Source organism: Clostridium oryzae, assembly GCF_002029235.1.
GTDB lineage: Bacteria > Bacillota > Clostridia > Clostridiales > Clostridiaceae > Clostridium_AE > Clostridium_AE oryzae.
Genome location: NZ_MZGV01000015.1, coordinates 79,241 through 97,914, shown reverse-complemented (window position 1 = coordinate 97,914; position 18,674 = coordinate 79,241). Strand labels below are relative to the sequence as shown.

The window sequence follows — 18,674 nt, the reverse complement described above, 5'->3', positions numbered from 1 at the left end:
TATTATTATTTTTTTCGATAAAAATTATCAATTTTATATTTTATTTGGTATAATAAAATATGGATTTAATAAAAATGAGGTGAGCATATGAGTATTTATAATAATCCACAATTAGATGAATTAGACTATCAGATTCTAGAAATTCTAATAAAGGATTCTAGAACTCCGTATTTGGAAATAGCAAGAATGTGCCATGTAAGCGGAGGTACAATTCATGTAAGAATGAAAAAGATGGAAGATATGGGTATAATTAAAGGAACTAAGCTGCTTATTGATACTTCAAAACTTGGTTATGATATATGCTGCTTTTTAGGAATTTATTTGGATAAATCATCCTCCATTTCTTATGTTCTTGAAGAAATGAAAAAAATTAAAGAAATTGTTGAACTCCACTACACTACTGGCGACTATTCTATATTTGCAAAAGTTATATGTAAGAGCATAGCCCATCTTCAAGATCTGCTTATGAATAAGGTACATATAATTAATGGAATTCAGAGAACTGATACGTTTATTTCATTATCGCAGCCTATTGATAGAAATATACAATTTTAGTGTAGATGTATATCAATTTCAACAATATTTTCATAATATACAATGATTAATAGTCATATTTTTTTTATTTTTAGGCAAAATAAAATTGCAAGTATATAAAAAGGAGATGTATACTATGAAAATTTTGGATTCAATAGCATTATTACTTGTAGTAATAGGCGCTGTTAACTGGGGATTGATAGGCTTTTTCCAATATGATCTGGTTTCAGCTTTATTTGGAAATATGACAGCAGCAACAAGAGTAATATTTGCTCTTGTAGGAATTGCAGGATTGTATTCTATTTCGTTTTTTGCAAGAGATAGAGTTGTTATTGATGAAAAGTAGTTTCTGCTCCTATAATATATTGTGTAAATGATTGAAGAAGATATGTTTGTATTAAGTCTATAACAAAGATAGTCTCTTAATGGTATAAAACCATTAGGAGACTATTTTTTATACTTCCCTTTTATTATTCTGCAGCTGAAGCTTCTGCTAATAGCTTATTGTAGCTTTCTATTATTGTTGTTCTAATACTATTACTTAGATTATTCTTTTGAACTTTATCTAAATTATCTAAATAAATTGGCTTATGTATTATAAGTTTTATTGTACACTTTGTAAATTTTTTGTTTTCCTCGAAGCCTTTGTAACTTCTAAATATTGTCACAGGCACAATAGGTGCATTAGCTTTGATTCCGAGTTTGAGACTCCCCTTCTTAAATTCACCTATATTATCACTTTTGCTTCTAGTGCCCTCGGGAAAAATAACCATCGATGTATACTTTTTAATATTTTCTGCACCTGTATTTATTGAAGAAATGGCTTCTCTAGGATTATCCCTATCTAAGAAAACACAGTGTATCAGCTTCATCCAATAAGCGATGAATGGCAGTTTTTCTACTTCTTTTTTAGAAACAAGCGCCACCCGTCTATCCATGGATGCAAGAAAAATTGGAATATCAAAATAACTCTGATGGTTTGATACAAAAAGGCAATTCTCCTGAGGTAGATTTTCTTTACCATGTACTTCAAGATTAACGCCAGTTATTTTAAAACAATATTTTGCCCAATTACTTACTACAATATATGGATCTTCTTCACGTGCTTTTTTAGAGAATACTTTCTTTAGCCTTTTTACAAGCATAAAATAGAAAATTTTAAATATTAAGTAATACGTTTTCATGCAATTATCACCGCCAAAAATAATTATATACAAATATATTATACATTATTTTTGGTACTATTGTCATATTATTAACTCGATAAAATAAATTTAATTTATATAACTTGTTAAGGAGGAATTGGATGAGTAACAGCTATAAATTGTTAATAATATTATTATTGACCTTTACTATGCTATTTGGGGACGGATGCGAAGCAAAACAAGTGGCTACAGTAAATTATAACTCCAAATTGGTAGTCCATTATATAAATGTCGGTCAGGGAGATTGTTCACTAATACAAATTGAAAATAAAAATATATTAATAGATGCCGGACCTAACGATGCTGCAAACAGTGTTGTAAATTATTTAAATTCAGCTGGTGTGAAAGGCTTAGATCTTATTATAGCTACTCATCCACATGAGGATCATATTGGCGGGATGGCCAATGTTATAAGAAAATTTCCTGTTAAAATTATGTATGCTCCCAGAAAAATAAGTTACACAGAGGAGTTCAATGACATGGTAGCAGCACTGAGAAGCAAAAAAATGAAAATACATGTAGCTATTGTTACGGGAATGGAACAAGTACTACTAAAAGGAAGTGACTATGAGCTCAAAATTTTAGCACCGCTTCATGAAAACTATGATGAAGTAAATAATTATTCAGTAGTATGCAAGCTTCAATACAAAAACACGAGCTTTTTATTTACAGGTGATGCTGAAAGCCCTGTTGAAGATGAACTGCTGCAGAAAGGTTCAGATATAAAAGCTGACGTTTTAAAAGTTGCTCATCATGGCAGCAGATACTCATCTACTCAGGAATTTATTAATAAAGTCAGTCCTAAAATTGCAGTTATATCCTGCGGAAAAAATAATGATTATGGTCATCCAGCTCCAGATACGCTAACAAGGCTTCGTGAAGCTGAAATTAAAACATATCGTACGGATGTAACGGGAACTGTTGTCATATTAAGTGATGGTCAGAATGTCAGACGCTGGCAGCCTGAACATGTCTATTAGTAACATATATAGAGCCAATTCTAGGAATATTGACTTTTATATGCTATTGAGATAATATAAATAATGTTATACATATATAGATAAATGGGAGTGAGCAATATGTCAAGTACAAGAGTAAGAACAAGATTTGCACCTAGTCCTACGGGATATATGCATATTGGTAACCTTAGAACAGCGCTTTATGCATATCTTATTGCAAAACATGAAGACGGAGATTTTATTCTTAGAATTGAAGATACAGACCAGGAACGATATGTAGAAGGTGCTGTTGATGTAATATATAACACAATGAAAATGACTGGCTTAAAACATGATGAAGGTCCGGATATAGGCGGAGATGTTGGACCTTATGTGCAAAGTGAGAGAAAAGATATCTATCTTAAATATGCTCAAATGCTCGTAGAAAAAGGCGAAGCATACTACTGTTTCTGCAGCAAAGAAAGATTAGACATGATAAGAGCTAATGCAGAAGCTCTTAAGAGACCTTATAAATATGATAAGCATTGTGCTAATCTATCCAAAGAAGAAATAGAGGAAAACTTGAAAAAAGGCCTTCCTTATGTAATAAGACAGAACAACCCAACAACAGGGAAAACAAGATTTGATGACGTAATTTATGGAGTTATTGAAGTTGAAAATTCAGAGCTTGAAGATATGATACTAATTAAGTCAGATGGACTTCCAACATATAACTTTGCTAACGTTGTAGATGATCATTTGATGGGAATTACTCATGTTGTAAGAGGAAGTGAATATTTATCTTCTGCTCCAAAATATAACAGACTCTACGAAGCTTTTGGATGGGAGGTACCTATATATGTACACTGCCCTCCTATAATGAAAGATGCTCATCATAAGCTTTCAAAGAGAAACGGAGATGCTTCCTTTGAAGATTTACTTGATAAGGGATATCTTAAGGATGCTGTACTCAATTATATAGCATTATTAGGCTGGAATCCTGGTACGACACAAGAAATTTTTTCACTGCAGGAACTTATCAGAGCTTTCGATTATAAAAAAATAAATACATCCCCTGCTATATTTGATGATGTTAAGCTTAAATGGATGAATGGGGAATATATTAGAATGCTTCCAATTGAAGAATTCCATGAATTAGCAGTACCTTATTATAAACAAGTAATTAAAAAAGATTTAGACCTAAAGAAGATATCTGAGCTTGTTCATACACGTACAGAGGTGTTAAGTGAGATACCTGACATGGTAGATTTTTTTGATACACTTCCTGAATACAGCATTGATATCTACACTCATAAAAAGATGAAAACAAATGCTGAAAATTCACTCGAAGCTCTTGAGAAAGCATTGCCAGTGCTTGAAGCAATCGATAACTGGAACTTCGACAGTGTACACGATGCTGTTATGGCACTAATAAGTGAATTAGGAGTTAAAAATGGTCAAATGCTTTGGCCGCTGAGAACTGCTCTTTCCGGAAAAGCTTTCACACCAGGCGGTGCTTTTGAAATAGCCGATATAATTGGCAAAGAAGAAAGCATTAGAAGAATAAAAACTGGAATAGAAATGTTAAAATAAACGATATAAATAAAATCCACGAATGTAATATGTCACTCGTGGATTTTATTTATTATGTTATACTTAACTTAAACTAATTTATTTCTCGTATTAAATTTACCATTTCTATTGCTCCAAGTGCACATTCATAACCCTTATTACCTGCTTTTGAACCTGCTCTTTCAATAGCCTGCTCTATATTTTCTGTAGTAAGGACTCCAAACATTACTGGTACAGGAGAATTTAGTGAAACCTGGGCGATACCTTTAGACACTTCTGTACATACATAATCATAGTGTGAGGTTGCACCTCTTATAACTGCTCCCAAACAGATTACAGCATCATATTTTCCTGAATTAGCCATTTTTGATGCAATAAGTGGTATTTCGAAAGCTCCAGGTACCCATGCAAGTTCAATACTATCATCATGTACATCATGCCTTCTAAGGCCATCTAAAGCACCATCTATCAATTTTGAAACTATAAATTCATTAAATCTTGCTGCAACAATACCTATCTTAATATTATTTGATACTAATTTGCCTTCAAATATTTTCATTTATTTCTTCTCCTTCATTATTAATAATTTAAAATATGTCTCATTTTCTGTTTCTTGGTTTTAAGATAAAACGAATCATATTTAGATGCTGGTATTTCAATGGGCACTCTTTTTATGACCTTCAATCCATAGGAAGACAGCTGCTCTATTTTATCAGGATTATTTGTCATTAACGCTAACTCTTTTACCCCTAAGTCTGTCAAAATTTGTGCAGCAATATTGTACTCTCTTAAATCCTCTTTAAAACCTAAAGCTATATTCGCTTCAACAGTATCTAAGCCGTTATCTTGAAGTGCGTAAGCTTTTAACTTGTTAATCAGTCCAATGCCTCGTCCTTCCTGCGACATATATAAAAGAATTCCTCTTCCGCTTTTCTGAATTTGAGTCATTGCAGCAGCAAACTGTTGCCCACAATCGCAGCGTAATGAACCAAAGGCATCTCCCGTTAAACATTCAGAATGGACTCGGCATAAAACAGGTTTACCATCTGAGATATCACCTTTAACCAATGCTATATGATGTTCTCCATTAATTTTATTTATATATCCATAAGCAGCAAACTCACCATATTTTGTTGGCATTTTTGTTTTTACTGCCTGCATAACTAGTTTTTCTTTCTGCATTCTATATTCCTGCAGTGATTTAATCGTGATAATTTTCAGCCTATGTTCCTTGACAAAATTAAGCAGCTGAGTTTCCCGTAGCATTTTACCATCATTCCCCATTATTTCGCAGCAAAGACCACATTCTTTTAGCCCCGAAAGCCTCATCAGATCAACGGTAGCTTCTGTATGTCCATTACGCTCAAAAACACCATTTTCTCTAGCGATTAATGGAAACATATGACCAGGTCTGCGAAAATCTTCAGGTTTAGAGTCCCCATTCACACATTTTAAGGCAGTTATAGAACGCTCTACAGCCGAAATTCCTGTAGTCGTATCCTTATGATCAATAGATACAGTAAATGCTGTCTGGTGATTGTCAGTATTATTTGAAACCATTGGTGAAAGGGCTAGTTTAGATGCGAGCTTGCTATTCATTGGCATACAGATAAGACCTTTACCATAGGTTGCCATGAAATTAACATTTTCTGTAGTAGCAAACTCAGCCGCACAGATTAAGTCTCCTTCGTTTTCTCTATCTTCATCGTCTGTTGTTACTATAATTTTACCTTGCCTGAGATCCTCTAGAGCCTCTTCAATTGTATTGAATTTAAACATAATCATATTCTCCTTTCAGATATTAAATCCATTTCTTTTTAAAAAATCAATCGTTATTTTACCTGAACTTTGTTCATTTTGATTATCCAAGTTTAAAAACTTATGAACATATTTGCCTAAAACATCTACTTCAAGATTAACGGCATCACCAATCCTTTTTTCAAATAATGTTGTATTGTTGTATGTATGCGGCATTACAGACACTAGAAAATTATTTGAATTTACTTTAGCTATCGTTAAACTGATTCCTTCCATTGTAATAGAACCTTTTTCTACAATGTATTTTATTATATTTTGATTGGCAGTTACTGTAATCCAAACGGCATTATCATCTTGTTTAAAACTCTGAAGAATTCCAGTATCATCTATATGTCCAGATACAATATGTCCTCCGAAGCGTCCGTTTGCCGGCATTGCCCTTTCAAGATTTACATTCATTCCAGTCCTCAATAAGCCTAAAGAACTTCTACTTAATGTTTCGTTCATTACATCTGCAGTGAAGATTTTACTTTTGTAACTGCTTACAGTGAGGCAGGCTCCATTTACAGCCACACTATCACCTATTTTTAAATCTTGGAATATAAAATCAGCTTTTACCGATAATTTTGTGGAGATTTTTCCCTTCTCTAAAGTCACTACCTTTCCTATTTCCTCTACAATGCCAGTAAACATTTATTCACCTTCTTTCATATCAAATTCTAATAAAATATCTTCGCCTAAAACTGTGATTTTTCTGTTTACAAATTTAAATGCATCTTTAGGGTTATCAATACCAACGCCGCCGACAGATGGTATCGCTTGAGAACCTCCAAATATTTTAGGAGCAATATACGCTTGAATTTTATTTACTATACCACTGTTTAATGCATTGTAATTCAGCGTAGAACCACCTTCCAGTAGTATGCTGTCTATATTTTCACTGCCAAGCTGTGTCATCAATATATTTAAATCTAAATATTCATCTTTTTTTGGTGTGTTTATAATATAACAGCCTTTTTTCTGAAGCTGTGTCACCTTTTCAGTGTTTTCTGCAGCAGTAGCTATATATGTCGGAATTTCATTTGCAGTTTCTACGATTTTTGATGACAGTGGTATTTGCAAATTGGTATCACATACAATGCGTTTTGGGTTTCTGCCATTTGGCATTCTGCAGTTAAGCATTGGATCATCAGCTAATACTGTTCCAATGCCAACCATAATAGAGGAATATTTATGCCTAGAGGTATGTACATGTTTTCTGGCTGCTTCACCTGTAATCCACTTAGATTTTCCTGTACGAGTTGCAATTTTACCATCCAGCGTCATCGCATATTTCATTACAACAAATGGAGTCCTAGTTTTTATATAATGAAAAAACACTTCATTTAATTTTAAACATTCATTTTCTAGAACTCCGGTTTTTACTACAATTCCATGCTTTTTTAGCACATTGATTCCCCTTCCGGCGACTAATGGATTTGAATCTTTTGAACCAATTATTACAGTACTAATTTGGCTTTCAATAATTGCTTCTGTGCAAGGAGGTGTTTTTCCATAATGACAGCAGGGTTCAAGAGTAACATACATTGTTGCACCCTCTATTGATTTTTGGCATGAGGCAATAGCATTTCTTTCAGCATGTAACTTCCCATATTTTTCATGATAGCCAGTTCCAATAATCTCATCGTTTTTTACGATGACGGCACCTACCATAGGATTTGGATTTACAAACCCACATCCCCTTTTTGCTTCACTAAGTGCTATTTTCATATAGTACTCATCATTCACTCATATCAGCTCCTTTTGGGCGTAAAAAAGCGCCCTAAAAATTTATTCAGGGCGACACTATATTAGAGTATGTAAAATGTTTCAATGCATATGTCAATGAAAAATATAAGCCCTGAAATGATAACATTTCAGAGCTTATTATTACGAAAACAAATATGCATATCAAAAAAAACAAATATACAAACATACAAACATAATAATCTTCCTTTTATCCAGACTTATATACTGTCGGCCTCGGAATTTCACCGAAATCACACCTTACGGTTCGTGGGCTATACCACCGGTCGGGAATCTCACCCTGCCCTGAAGATTTATTTAATTTTATTAAGTATAGCATTAGTCGTTTTTATTGTCAACTTCTTTCTTTTTTACATTTTTTCAACAATGTCAACTCCAAGCAAATTTAGACCGTTCTTTATTACCTGACAGGCACCTTCAACCAGTCTAATTATTGCATTTTTAAGATCAATATCATCAGCATTGAGTACACTGTGAAGATTGTAGAATTTATTAAAAGCCTTTGCTAAATCAATTATATATCTTGTAACTATTGATGGTTCATACTTTTCTATGCTGTTTAAAATATATTCTTTAAATGCAGCAAGCTGCTTTACTAATTCAAACTCTTCTACTTCCGTAAGTCTTGTAAAATCTACATTTTGTGGAATATTTCCAGCTTTTCTTAAAACGCTTTTCCCTCTTGCATAGGTATATTGAACGTATGGGCCAGTTTCTCCATCGAAACTAAGCACTTCCTTCAAATCAAAAACTATATCATCTTCCCTATTGTTTTTTAGATAATTAAATATTACTGCTCCAATACCTATTTTTTCTGCTACAGTTTCTTTATTTTCCAGATCAGGACTCTTATCATTTATAACTTCTAACGTTTTTTGTACAGCTTCATTTAATAAATCATCTAGGAAAATTACATCTCCCTTTCGTGTAGACAACTTTTTATCCGTAAATTTGACCGGACCAAAATCTACATGAATGCAATCTTCTGCCCAATCCTTCCCCATGAGCTTCAACGTAGTAAAAATCTGCTTAAAATGAAGTACCTGAGTACTTCCTATTACGTAGATATTTTTATAGAAATCATAAGTTTTCTTTCTATATACAGCTGCCGCAAGATCTCTTGTTGCATAAGTAGTTGCACCATCTGTCTTTTTAATAATGCATGGTGCCATATTATACTCCTTTAGCATAACAGCTTTAGCTCCGTTACTTTCTGTTAGCAAACTTTTTTCAGCTATCTCGTTTACTACAGCATCCAATTTGTCGCTATAAAAGCTTTCACCAGCATAAGAATCAAACTCAACCTTTAATCTTGTATATATTTTATTAAATTCTTTTAAACTTGAATCTTTAAATCTTGTCCAGAGCTTTATTTCCTCTTCTTCTCCATTCTCTAATAACTTAAAATATTTTCTTGCAGCATCTTCATATTCAGGATGTTTTTCTGCTTCTTCATGAAACTTAACATATATCCTTAATAGTTCATTGATTGGTTCTTTTTCAAGTTTACTTTCATCAGCCCAGCCCATTTTATAAGCTGCGATAAGCTTTCCAAATTGTGTTCCACTGTCCTCTAAATGGTTTATTCTGACACAATTATAACCTTCGAATGAAAGCATTTTATATAGAGAATTTCCTATAGTAGTAGCAAACAAATGCCCAACATGAAACGGCCTTGCTATATTAGGCGAAGAATATTGTACTACTATATTTTTACCTGCACCGATTTTGGAGCTGCCGTAGGAATCTCCTTCGGCTAATATTTCGTTAAGAACAGTTTTTACAAATATATACTTGTCAATAAAGAAATTTAAATAAGGTCCTATAGTTTCAATTTTTTCAAAGCCATTAGTTTTAATTTTTGTTTTCAAATCAGCAGCTATCATATTGGGTGCTTTTTTAATTGCCTTAGAAAGTTTGAAGCATGGAAATGCATAGTCACCCATATCTGCATTTGGGGGAATTTCAATAAGACGCTCAATATCGGATAAATTCATATCAACGAATTCTTTTATCTTTTCTGCAATATATCTTTGATAATCCATAACGTCACTCCTATAGAATAAAATTAAACCCGTCTCTTATAGAAGGGACGGGTTTAGCCGCTCATTGGAGTATATTTCAATTATTATACAATTAGCGTATAAATATGTCAATAGCTGACACAAAACTTCTATAACTTTGTATCGATAGCTTCATTTAAAGTCTTTTTCAATGTTGCAGCTGATTCGAAAAGTTTATTTCTTTCAGAATCACTTAATGGTATTTCTATTACTTTTTCTACACCATCGACTCCAACTATGCTTGGTACTCCGAGATACATATCAGAGATGCCATATTCACCTTGAAGTAAAGTTGAAACTGTTAAAATAGAGTTCTCATTTCTTAATATGCTTTCCACTATTCTTTTTATAGCCAGTGCAACTGCATAATAAGTTGCTCCTTTCTTACTAATTACTTCATAGGCTGCATTTTTGACACCATCAAGAGTATCTTTCTTAAGTGATTCTTCACATTTTTGGCAAGAATTATTGCAATAATCCTCTATGTCCATGCCAGCAATTTTAGTTGTACTCCAGGTTGCTATCTCTGAGTCACCATGTTCGCCCATTATATAGGTGTGAATATTTCTAGTGTCTATTTTAAAGTGTTCACTTAATTTATATCGTAATCGTGAAGTATCAAGAACAGTTCCTGAGCCAATAACTCTTTCTTTTGGAAAACCTGATAGTCTATATGTTATATATGAAAGAATATCAACTGGGTTAGATACAACCAGTAGTATAGCATTAGGATTATATTTTACAACTTCTGGGATTATACCCTTAAATATTTTTAAGTTTTTGTCTATCATTTCAAGCCTAGTTTCACCTGGCTTTTGAGCAACTCCTGCTGTTATGATAACTATATCTGAATCTTTTGTGTCTTTATAATCACCAGACACTATATTTACTGGTTTAACAAAGAATTCTCCATGAGCTAGATCCATAGCTTCTCCTTCAGCCTTCTCTTTGTTTATATCTACGATAACAATATCAGATGCAAGTCCGCCCATCATCAATGCAAATGCTGTAGTTGAGCCTACAAAACCTGCTCCAATTATGGATATCTTTACACTTGTATTTCTCATATTACATTCCTCCTCGTATAATATTTAGTATTAGCATTTAATGCATAAAATAAATATTATCATCTCACTAATATTATATATCAACGGAAAATAATTTTCAATTACATTACAAGAAAATTCTAACTTTAATAGAGGCAATTTACTAACATAATAATGTGAATTAGGCTAATACTACAAGTAAACAAAGGAGGTGAGAAATATGAGCAGAAGAAATAGAGTTTTAGTACCTGAAGCAAGACAGGGACTTGAAAATTTCAAGATGGAAGCTGCTAGAGAAGTTGGGGTTAATTTATCAGATGGAGACAATGGAAACAAAACTTCAAGAGAAAATGGATCCGTTGGTGGACAGATGACTAAAAGGATGGTCGAATCTTACGAGAGTAAGCTTAAATAGATTATAGATTTGTATGTAAAGGTAGAAATTCGGCGGAATTTCTGCCTTTTTATTTGTTCTTATTGCAATAATATCATATTTGCAATAATATTATATAGTATCGATAATTTACATCGTGAAATGTTAATGTTCATAAAAGTATAAGTAATATAGTTGCAATTACATGGAAGGAAACTGTTTTATGTGTTTTATATCTATTTCAGAATTTTATAATATTTATTATGATTTCAAAAATAAGCTGGCTTGTGAACAGGATAGCTTCCATATAATATGTAAAACACTTTCCTACTTTTGCGGGTATTTGTGGGAAAAAAGTGAAACTACTTACAATTTTAATAAAAATTATGTTATCGGATATAAAGTACAGAAAAATAACAACAAATCAACAGATAAACTGTTAAAAAGTATTTTACATGTTTGTGATATGATTGGAAAAGCCGATCAAGATATAATAAAAAAACAAATCAATATAGCTGCGATTGAATTTTCTTCAGACACTGGATTTTTCAGTGAGAAATTATCTAAGCAGTATCCCAGCGATTTTATATGTTCTACTAAAACATTTATTCAGCAATGTTTATCCTTTGATAAGGCTATATCAGGAACAGAAATAGTACAAGCACTTAGAAATGTTTGGACAATAAACTTGCTGCAAAGTATATTTGAAGAAAATGTATATGTTTCAGATGCTATTTTGGGATATAGTCTTTTGTATCCATATACTGATAATATGTTAGATAATGATGATATTAGCATGTCAGACAAGCTTAGCTTTGCCAACAGAATCGCTTATAAGCTGTCTGGAAAAATGCCTATTTCTATAGATGAACTAGAAACTAAGGTTTTTAAGTTAATTGATTTTATCGAGAGGCAGTATTCGATTTCAGAAAATGATTTTCTATACAAATGTCTTCAAGCGATAAACAAGTATCAATTTAACAGTATAAGTTTAGATAAGAGAAAAAAAACTTCAAAAGCTGCTGAACTTATTGCTATTACCTGCGAAAAAGGCGGGATGTCAGTATTAACCGACGGATTTATAATAAATGGTGCAATCTCTGCTGAACTATTTTTATTGTGTTACATAACTGGTGTTTTACTGCAGCTTATGGATGATTTTCAAGATGTTGTAGCTGATAAAGATAACTGTCATAACACTGTTTTTACTGAAGCTGTTAATACTGCTAATATGGAGGCAGCAACTAATAAACTTCTGAACTTTACTGATGCAGTAGTAGAATATATCTTAGTTTATAGTAAATCTACATTTAAGCATGAAATAGCGAAAGCCTTGCTGCATTATAGTAAAATTTTAATATACTTTTCCATTAATAGAAACAGAAAATTTTATTCAAGAGAGTATATCAACAATATAAAGAAATATTATCCATATACACCTAGTTACATGGATAAATTTAATAAGAAACTAAAAAAAGTAATGATTAAGTTCAAAGACATCAATATAGGTTTTTCTGAGCTGTTAGACATCATAACTTAAGAGTAAAATTAAGATAGGAATTCAGCTGTGCTGAATTCCTACTTTATTTTCTTAATCTATGGTTTTCTCAATAAGAGCATTGCTTCTTGCTATGAATTCAGTCATAGCCTCTGGGCTGAGTTGATTCTGACTTAGCATTGCAAGGTCATATATGTGTTGACAAGCAATAGCAAGAGCTTCCTTTTTACTATCATTATTTTTATTAGCCAATATTGATTTTATCAAATTATTATTTTTATTTATAAGCAATGTTTTTTCATCGTTGAAACCCATATTTTCCAAACCGCCGTACATTTTACTCATTTCCCACATCCTTCTGGATTGTTCAGAAATAAGTATAATTCCAGGTACATTTTCAGTTTTCAAAGCATCAAACTTAAACTGTACTTTCTTGTCTTTTATATTATTTTTAAATATTTCTTCTAATGCCTTCGTATCCTCCTCAGATATACTCTCCCCTTCTGCTTTTAATTCAGAAGTTACATCTGAATCTATTCTAGCAAAGCTTATGTTGGACTCCTTCATTTCAATAAAGCTAATAAAATGGTTATCTATAGTAGAATTTAATACTAAAGCATTCAAATTATTAGTTTTAAACATATTTATATATTGGGACTGTTGAAGTTCATCACTGACATAATATACCTTTTTGTTCTTATTCTCTTCGCTAGTAGCTATTTTTTCTGTAAACTCTTTTAGTGTAGTATATTCTCCATCTATAGTTTTGTATATAATTATATCTTTAACTTTATCATAGAACTTCTCGTCTCTTAAGCAGCCATACTTAATAAATATATGAATGTCCTTCCAAAAACCTTCGAATTTCTTTCTGTCTTCTTTAAATAACTCTAAAAGTTTATCAGCAACCTTGTTTACGATGTGACGAGAAATCTTCATTACTGTACTGTCCTTTTGAAGGAAACTTCTCGAAACATTCAGCGGCAAATCTGGACAATCAATAACACCTTTGAGCAGCAGTAAAAAGTCTGGAATTACTTCCTTTATGTTATCAGCTACAAATACTTGATTATTATATAGTTTTACTTGTCCTTCTACCATATCCATTTCATTTTTTAACTTTGGAAAGTATAAAATTCCTTTTAGATTAAATGGATAATCAACATTTAAATGTATCCAAAACAATGGTTCATTAAAATCAAAGAACACTTTTCTGTAAAAATCTTTATAATCTTCATCTTTACACTCTGAAGGCTTTTTGAGCCATAAAGGATTAATATCATTTAGTGGTTCAGGTTTCACTTGTTCTTTGTCTTTATCATTTTCTGTTTTCTCTGCTTCCTTATCTTCATTAACTAGGAATATCTCTACAGGCATAAACTGACAGTATTTTTTTATAATTTCTCTTAGTTTAAACTCATCAAGATATTCTTCACTATCACTTGAAATATGTAATGTTATTGTAGTTCCTCTCTCAGTTCTGCCTGAAGAAGATATGGTATAATCAGTACCACCACTACATACCCAATTAGCTGCTTCGCTGCCGTTTTGATAAGAAAGAGTGTCTATTTCTACTTTATCTGATACCATAAATACTGAGTAGAAACCTAAACCGAAGTGCCCAATAATTTGGTTTCCTTCATCAATTTTGTCTTTATACTTGTTAATGAATTCCTCAGCGCCGGAAAATGCAACTTGGGTAATATACTTTTTAATTTCTTCTGCAGTCATACCTATTCCATTGTCACTGAATCTAAGTTCTTTATTCGTTTTGCTGAATGCTACTGTAATTTTAAACTGTTCGTTCTCGTCAACAGATGCTTCGCCAATGGATGATAACCTTTTTAATTTGTTTATAGCATCACATCCATTGCTAATGACTTCTCTGATAAATATATCTTTGTCAGAATATAACCATTTCTTAATTATAGGAAATATGTTTTCGGTATGGATCGATATGTTTCCATTTTCTGATATCATAATACCCCTCCTTTTATTGTCGTGATATATTTTATATTTTATAGCAACAGATGTCAATATTACTATAACTATGTTTTTTTTCAATACAAATAATAAAAGGAAGATAGTAAATAAAAATTAGCTATCTTCCCAGTTAAAAGATGAAATTAATCAGATTCTCTATCAAATATTCAAAAAGTATATTTTTCCAATTAAGGTTAATGCATTATTACAAAATGTTGATAGAGCAAAAGCTATATTAAGTTGTAAAATGCAATAATAAAAATACTGATTAACGTCATCTTGTGTTTATAGTTTAACCACAGTGAATATAATTATCCTAAAACGAATGATTTAATTTAACCTTTTAAACCTACTAGTGTATTGAGCCCACATATCTACATAGTCCTGTTTTGCCCACTCAGACATGATAATGGAGTCTTTAGGACTTAGAGGTATTTTATAGGTACACGACCCAGTTAATCTACCATTTTCTATTTTAAATAGCTGCATGTCGTCTACAGTTACTATTACAGCTATATCATCGTTAGGAGAAATATAAGCATCTGCAGCTTTTGGTACTTTTTCTTTTATTTCATTCCAGCTTATTTTTAGATCATCATATTTAACCATTTTTTCAGGAGGCGCAGCTGTAATTTCATAATCAAAAAATTGTGAACTGTAACCTTTATCTGTATAATGAATTCTTCCGGTTAGATTCCAATGAGCATTTTTTCTTTTAAGCATAAAACTTCTTTCATCTGGTTTGTTGTTAAGAAGTGTTTTGCGAAGGCTCGAATTAATATTTGAAGATTTTGATAAAGATTTTTTATAAGAACTTAACATTATCTTTTTTCCCATATCTCCAAGTAAGTCTGATATTTTTGTTGGTGGTCCGCTAAGGTTATCGATAGCTAATACCTTAGGATATTTACCTTCATCAAGCACTAAATAGTCATTTCCAATAAAAGTAATGATGGTATCTTTCTGAACTATTAAATGATTATACATATTCATATTTGCGCTTCTAGATGTGCCTATTGGATCTATTGGGTTTGTAAATATATATTTGTGAGGATTACTATAGCTATTTATATTGCTGGCGCCTACTAACCAAAAGCCATTAAACCTTGGAAGAAGGATATCATTACATTCTGTAACTTGTTTAACTTTATTTTGAATAGCTTCAATCCAAATGGTTTTATATCTCCCCTCGGCAGTTCTTAATCCAAATAAAACACCAGATTTTAATTTTGTATTTTTATCATTATACAGTTTTTTGCTATTAATTTGTTTTTTCGAATTGGTATTTAATTGCTTCTCATTTACATTTTTAGCTCTAGATAGATAATACAGTACTTTTTCATTAATTACTGCTATTTTATTAGCATCTATGATAATAAACTCATAAATTACTCTGTCATTGTTACAGACGGAAACTATGCTAGCAGTATCGTAGTGAACGGGAAGATTTATGTTAGTTATTCTGTAATTTAAAAAAATATATTTTTCTAAATCCACAGTTTTTATTTTATAGCTAATATTGGTGAACTTTTTATCTTTGATAATAGCATAGTTATCTTTGAATAAAAATATATCCTCGTTTCCGAATACAGGCAGAGAAGACTTATCATATTTTATTAAATTAGATATCTTCCATGCTCCTTTTATAGGAATAGCATTGTTTTTAGGTGAAACAACCTTATTTGACTCTAGATCATTGAATTTACTGCAGCCAGCTAAAAAAACGCATAACATAAGAATTACTGGTACAATCATAAATTTTTTAATCATAATTCACCTCTTAACTTAGTGGAAGGCTCAGCATTACTGCTGTTCCAGAACCTAGTTTACTATCTATATTTAAAGTGCCGCCATGTAATTTAACTATTTCATCTGAAATAGACAATCCTATACCGTTGCTTGATTTTATATTTTTACCCTTGTAAAACTTCTCTTTTACTTTTGGTAAATCATCTTCACTTATTCCGCAGCCATCATCTTCAATTGTTATGTATACATAATTATTGTCAGAATCACAACTTACTGTTATTGAATCTTCAGCCTCAGTAAATTTAAAGGCATTGTCTATTACATTTATCATTACTTGCTTAATTCTGTTTCTATCAATATCCACTTCACTAATATTACTGCAATTAACTACAAATTTCTTGTTTTCTCTTTCAGCCCTGAGTTGAAAATACATATGAATTTGTTCTAAAACATTTTGAATATCGGTTTTTTCTTTATGCAGTGTTATTCTCCCAGAAACAAATTTTGAGAAATCCAACAGTTCTTCAACCATTCCTGTTAGTCGATCACTTTCCTTTTCTATAAGTGAAAGTCCATCTTTTAATATTCCATCTTCCAGTTCTTCATCGCTATTTAATGTCACGGCCCAACCTTTTATTATAGTTAGCGGTGTTCTGAGCTCATGCGAAATCGAGGATATAAAATCATTTTTTAGCTGTTCTTTTTTTTCTATTTCTCCAGCCATATAGTTTAATGTATCAGAGAGTTCACCTATTTCATCATCATTTCTCTTAGGTGTCTTAGCTTTGAAATCTCCCAATGCAAATTGTCTAGCTGCAACATTTAGTTCCTTTATTGGTTCAACGATTGAATTAGCTATAAAAAAACTAGTTATTCCCACAATTATGATTACGGCAGCGCCTATAAGCATAAATGTAGCAGATACTTTTGAAATTTGAGAATCAACTTCTGAAAGAGAAGAAATAAATCGGATCACACCAATTATCTTATTTTTTGATCTTAGTGGATAAGATACAGCCATCGTTTTTCCAGATGCATTTTCTTCTTCACCTATCCATGAGCCTTGTTTTCCACTAACCGCATTGGTAAAATCTGTAGTGCTTATTTTGTTTTTATGCATCATGCCTATTGAGTCCATTAGCACATTACCCTTTAAATCTATTATCTGCACTTGTGCATTTGTTTGTTCCCAAAAAACATCTATATTGTTTAATACAATATCTTCTATCGAGTTATCGGAAAAATACCTGTTATAAAATTCTGATGATATTTTAATCTGGTTTGACATAATAGCTCTTATATTATTGTAATAATAGTATCTTACAATGCTAACCAGAAAAAGCTCTAATATGAACACGCTAAATATGATAATGAACATAAAATTAATAGTAAGTCTTACTTTTATACTTTTCATACGCCACCTATTTATTATTCCATCTATATCCAGTGCCCCAGACTGTTTCTATATATTTAGGCACTGAAGAGTTATCTTCTATTTTACTTCTTAATCGCCGTATATTTACGTCAACTATTTTAGTATCCCCTATATAATTATATCCCCAAACTTCATTTAACAGCTCGTCCCTTGTGAATGCTCGCCCTTTATTTTGAATAAAAACTTTCATCAATGAATATTCTGTTGGCGTAAGTTCTAATTCAACGTCATTCTTAAAAACTCGTTTTGAATAAATATCAATTTTAAAAGGAATACTTTCAATAATATTATTATTGCTTTTATCGCTGCTTTCCAATCTTCTTAATAAAGCTTTGACTCTTAATATAAGTTCTGTTGGGTTGAATGGTTTAACTACATAGTCATCAGAACCTTTTTCAAGACCTGTTATTTTATCTATATCCTGTCCTTTTGCTGTAAGCATTATTATGCCCATATTAGGAAACTCATTTCTTAGTATACTGCATACCTCATAGCCGTCTATTCCTGGAAGCATAACATCTATAAGCGCCACATCAGGACTTTCAACTCTAGCAAGTTGTATTCCTTCTTCACCAGAACCTGCTTCAAAAACAAGAAAGTTGTTTCTTGAAAAATTTATTTTTAGGAAACCGCGTATTGCAGCTTCGTCTTCTATTATGATTATTTTGTTATTCATTCCCTACCATACCCTTCGATTTAATTAAGTCCAACTTA

Annotated in this window: 17 protein-coding genes and 1 riboswitch; of the genes, 6 read left to right on the top strand and 11 right to left on the bottom strand. The window is 31.8% G+C overall.

Going from position 1 to position 18,674, the window contains the following annotated elements; translation table 11 throughout:
* Nucleotides 1-87: 87 nt before the first annotated feature.
* On the top strand, nucleotides 88-555 hold the full coding sequence (locus CLORY_RS09190; protein WP_079423526.1) for an Lrp/AsnC ligand binding domain-containing protein: 468 nt from the start codon (nucleotides 88-90) through the stop codon (nucleotides 553-555).
* Nucleotides 556-670: 115 nt separating this feature from the next.
* On the top strand, nucleotides 671-880 hold the full coding sequence (locus CLORY_RS09185) for a DUF378 domain-containing protein (RefSeq protein ID WP_079423524.1): 210 nt from the start codon (nucleotides 671-673) through the stop codon (nucleotides 878-880).
* Between the two features lie 124 nt (nucleotides 881-1,004).
* Here CLORY_RS09185 and CLORY_RS09180 read toward each other — a convergent pair whose 3' ends face one another.
* The gene (locus CLORY_RS09180) at nucleotides 1,005-1,718 is read right to left on the bottom strand and encodes a lysophospholipid acyltransferase family protein (RefSeq protein WP_079423521.1); all 714 of its coding nucleotides are present in this window, start codon (nucleotides 1,716-1,718) and stop codon (nucleotides 1,005-1,007) included.
* 122 nt (nucleotides 1,719-1,840) lie between these two features.
* Between CLORY_RS09180 and CLORY_RS09175 the strand changes: the two genes are divergently transcribed.
* The gene (locus CLORY_RS09175; RefSeq protein ID WP_079423519.1) at nucleotides 1,841-2,719 is read left to right on the top strand and encodes a ComEC/Rec2 family competence protein; all 879 of its coding nucleotides are present in this window, start codon (nucleotides 1,841-1,843) and stop codon (nucleotides 2,717-2,719) included.
* 99 nt (nucleotides 2,720-2,818) lie between these two features.
* Complete coding sequence (gltX, locus tag CLORY_RS09170; RefSeq protein ID WP_079423517.1) at nucleotides 2,819-4,270, top strand: glutamate--tRNA ligase; 1,452 nt, start codon at nucleotides 2,819-2,821, stop codon at nucleotides 4,268-4,270.
* A gap of 73 nt (nucleotides 4,271-4,343) precedes the next feature.
* Here the strand turns inward: gltX and ribH are convergent, their stop codons facing one another.
* The 6 genes from ribH to CLORY_RS09140 form a co-directional block, all read right to left on the bottom strand.
* A complete protein-coding gene (gene ribH / locus CLORY_RS09165; protein WP_079423515.1) occupies nucleotides 4,344-4,808 on the bottom strand; it encodes a 6,7-dimethyl-8-ribityllumazine synthase in 465 nt (154 codons plus the stop codon).
* A 20-nt stretch (nucleotides 4,809-4,828) separates the two neighbouring features.
* Nucleotides 4,829-6,028: a bifunctional 3,4-dihydroxy-2-butanone-4-phosphate synthase/GTP cyclohydrolase II gene (locus CLORY_RS09160; RefSeq protein ID WP_079423513.1), complete on the bottom strand. Its 1,200-nt coding sequence runs from the start codon at nucleotides 6,026-6,028 to the stop codon at nucleotides 4,829-4,831.
* Nucleotides 6,029-6,043: 15 nt separating this feature from the next.
* Nucleotides 6,044-6,700: a riboflavin synthase gene (locus CLORY_RS09155; RefSeq protein WP_079423511.1), complete on the bottom strand. Its 657-nt coding sequence runs from the start codon at nucleotides 6,698-6,700 to the stop codon at nucleotides 6,044-6,046.
* Nucleotides 6,701-7,795: a bifunctional diaminohydroxyphosphoribosylaminopyrimidine deaminase/5-amino-6-(5-phosphoribosylamino)uracil reductase RibD gene (gene ribD, locus CLORY_RS09150; RefSeq protein WP_079423509.1), complete on the bottom strand. Its 1,095-nt coding sequence runs from the start codon at nucleotides 7,793-7,795 to the stop codon at nucleotides 6,701-6,703.
* A gap of 195 nt (nucleotides 7,796-7,990) precedes the next feature.
* Nucleotides 7,991-8,110, bottom strand: a riboswitch (FMN riboswitch).
* A gap of 53 nt (nucleotides 8,111-8,163) precedes the next feature.
* Complete coding sequence (gene argS, locus CLORY_RS09145) at nucleotides 8,164-9,858, bottom strand: arginine--tRNA ligase (protein WP_079423507.1); 1,695 nt, start codon at nucleotides 9,856-9,858, stop codon at nucleotides 8,164-8,166.
* Between the two features lie 128 nt (nucleotides 9,859-9,986).
* On the bottom strand, nucleotides 9,987-10,943 hold the full coding sequence (locus tag CLORY_RS09140; protein ID WP_079423505.1) for an L-lactate dehydrogenase: 957 nt from the start codon (nucleotides 10,941-10,943) through the stop codon (nucleotides 9,987-9,989).
* A 199-nt stretch (nucleotides 10,944-11,142) separates the two neighbouring features.
* On the opposite strand from CLORY_RS09140, the gene CLORY_RS09135 reads away from it, so the two are divergent.
* Together CLORY_RS09135 and CLORY_RS09130 are read left to right on the top strand one after the other, a co-directional pair.
* Nucleotides 11,143-11,337, top strand: coding sequence for an alpha/beta-type small acid-soluble spore protein (locus CLORY_RS09135; RefSeq protein WP_079423503.1), 195 nt, complete (start codon nucleotides 11,143-11,145; stop codon nucleotides 11,335-11,337).
* Nucleotides 11,338-11,518: 181 nt separating this feature from the next.
* A complete protein-coding gene (locus CLORY_RS09130) occupies nucleotides 11,519-12,835 on the top strand; it encodes a hypothetical protein (protein WP_079423501.1) in 1,317 nt (438 codons plus the stop codon).
* Nucleotides 12,836-12,886: 51 nt separating this feature from the next.
* On the opposite strand, the gene htpG is transcribed toward CLORY_RS09130, so the two are convergent.
* The 4 genes from htpG to CLORY_RS09110 all read right to left on the bottom strand — a co-directional run bounded on the left by htpG (nucleotide 12,887) and on the right by CLORY_RS09110 (nucleotide 18,636).
* Complete coding sequence (gene htpG / locus CLORY_RS09125; RefSeq protein WP_079423500.1) at nucleotides 12,887-14,773, bottom strand: molecular chaperone HtpG; 1,887 nt, start codon at nucleotides 14,771-14,773, stop codon at nucleotides 12,887-12,889.
* A 333-nt stretch (nucleotides 14,774-15,106) separates the two neighbouring features.
* Nucleotides 15,107-16,546 (bottom strand): hypothetical protein, encoded by a 1,440-nt coding sequence (locus CLORY_RS09120; protein ID WP_079423498.1) that lies wholly within the window; start codon nucleotides 16,544-16,546, stop codon nucleotides 15,107-15,109.
* Between the two features lie 10 nt (nucleotides 16,547-16,556).
* Nucleotides 16,557-17,939, bottom strand: coding sequence for a sensor histidine kinase (locus CLORY_RS09115; protein ID WP_079423496.1), 1,383 nt, complete (start codon nucleotides 17,937-17,939; stop codon nucleotides 16,557-16,559).
* Nucleotides 17,940-17,946: 7 nt separating this feature from the next.
* Entirely contained in the window at nucleotides 17,947-18,636 is a 690-nt protein-coding gene (locus tag CLORY_RS09110) for a response regulator transcription factor (protein ID WP_079423493.1), read from the bottom strand.
* Nucleotides 18,637-18,674 lie beyond the last annotated feature (38 nt).

What these genes read in the sequence shown, in the direction of transcription:
- CLORY_RS09190 (WP_079423526.1), top strand. Translation starts at nt 88, where the DNA reads ATGAGTATTTATAATAATCCACAATTAGATGAATTAGACTATCAGATT.
- CLORY_RS09185 (WP_079423524.1), top strand. Translation starts at nt 671, where the DNA reads ATGAAAATTTTGGATTCAATAGCATTATTACTTGTAGTAATAGGCGCT.
- CLORY_RS09180 (WP_079423521.1), bottom strand. Translation starts at nt 1,718, where the DNA reads ATGAAAACGTATTACTTAATATTTAAAATTTTCTATTTTATGCTTGTA.
- CLORY_RS09175 (WP_079423519.1), top strand. Translation starts at nt 1,841, where the DNA reads ATGAGTAACAGCTATAAATTGTTAATAATATTATTATTGACCTTTACT.
- gltX (WP_079423517.1), top strand. Translation starts at nt 2,819, where the DNA reads ATGTCAAGTACAAGAGTAAGAACAAGATTTGCACCTAGTCCTACGGGA.
- ribH (WP_079423515.1), bottom strand. Translation starts at nt 4,808, where the DNA reads ATGAAAATATTTGAAGGCAAATTAGTATCAAATAATATTAAGATAGGT.
- CLORY_RS09160 (WP_079423513.1), bottom strand. Translation starts at nt 6,028, where the DNA reads ATGTTTAAATTCAATACAATTGAAGAGGCTCTAGAGGATCTCAGGCAA.
- CLORY_RS09155 (WP_079423511.1), bottom strand. Translation starts at nt 6,700, where the DNA reads ATGTTTACTGGCATTGTAGAGGAAATAGGAAAGGTAGTGACTTTAGAG.
- argS (WP_079423507.1), bottom strand. Translation starts at nt 9,858, where the DNA reads ATGGATTATCAAAGATATATTGCAGAAAAGATAAAAGAATTCGTTGAT.
- CLORY_RS09140 (WP_079423505.1), bottom strand. Translation starts at nt 10,943, where the DNA reads ATGAGAAATACAAGTGTAAAGATATCCATAATTGGAGCAGGTTTTGTA.
- CLORY_RS09135 (WP_079423503.1), top strand. Translation starts at nt 11,143, where the DNA reads ATGAGCAGAAGAAATAGAGTTTTAGTACCTGAAGCAAGACAGGGACTT.
- CLORY_RS09130 (WP_079423501.1), top strand. Translation starts at nt 11,519, where the DNA reads ATGTGTTTTATATCTATTTCAGAATTTTATAATATTTATTATGATTTC.
- htpG (WP_079423500.1), bottom strand. Translation starts at nt 14,773, where the DNA reads ATGATATCAGAAAATGGAAACATATCGATCCATACCGAAAACATATTT.
- CLORY_RS09120 (WP_079423498.1), bottom strand. Translation starts at nt 16,546, where the DNA reads ATGATTAAAAAATTTATGATTGTACCAGTAATTCTTATGTTATGCGTT.
- CLORY_RS09115 (WP_079423496.1), bottom strand. Translation starts at nt 17,939, where the DNA reads ATGAAAAGTATAAAAGTAAGACTTACTATTAATTTTATGTTCATTATC.
- CLORY_RS09110 (WP_079423493.1), bottom strand. Translation starts at nt 18,636, where the DNA reads ATGAATAACAAAATAATCATAATAGAAGACGAAGCTGCAATACGCGGT.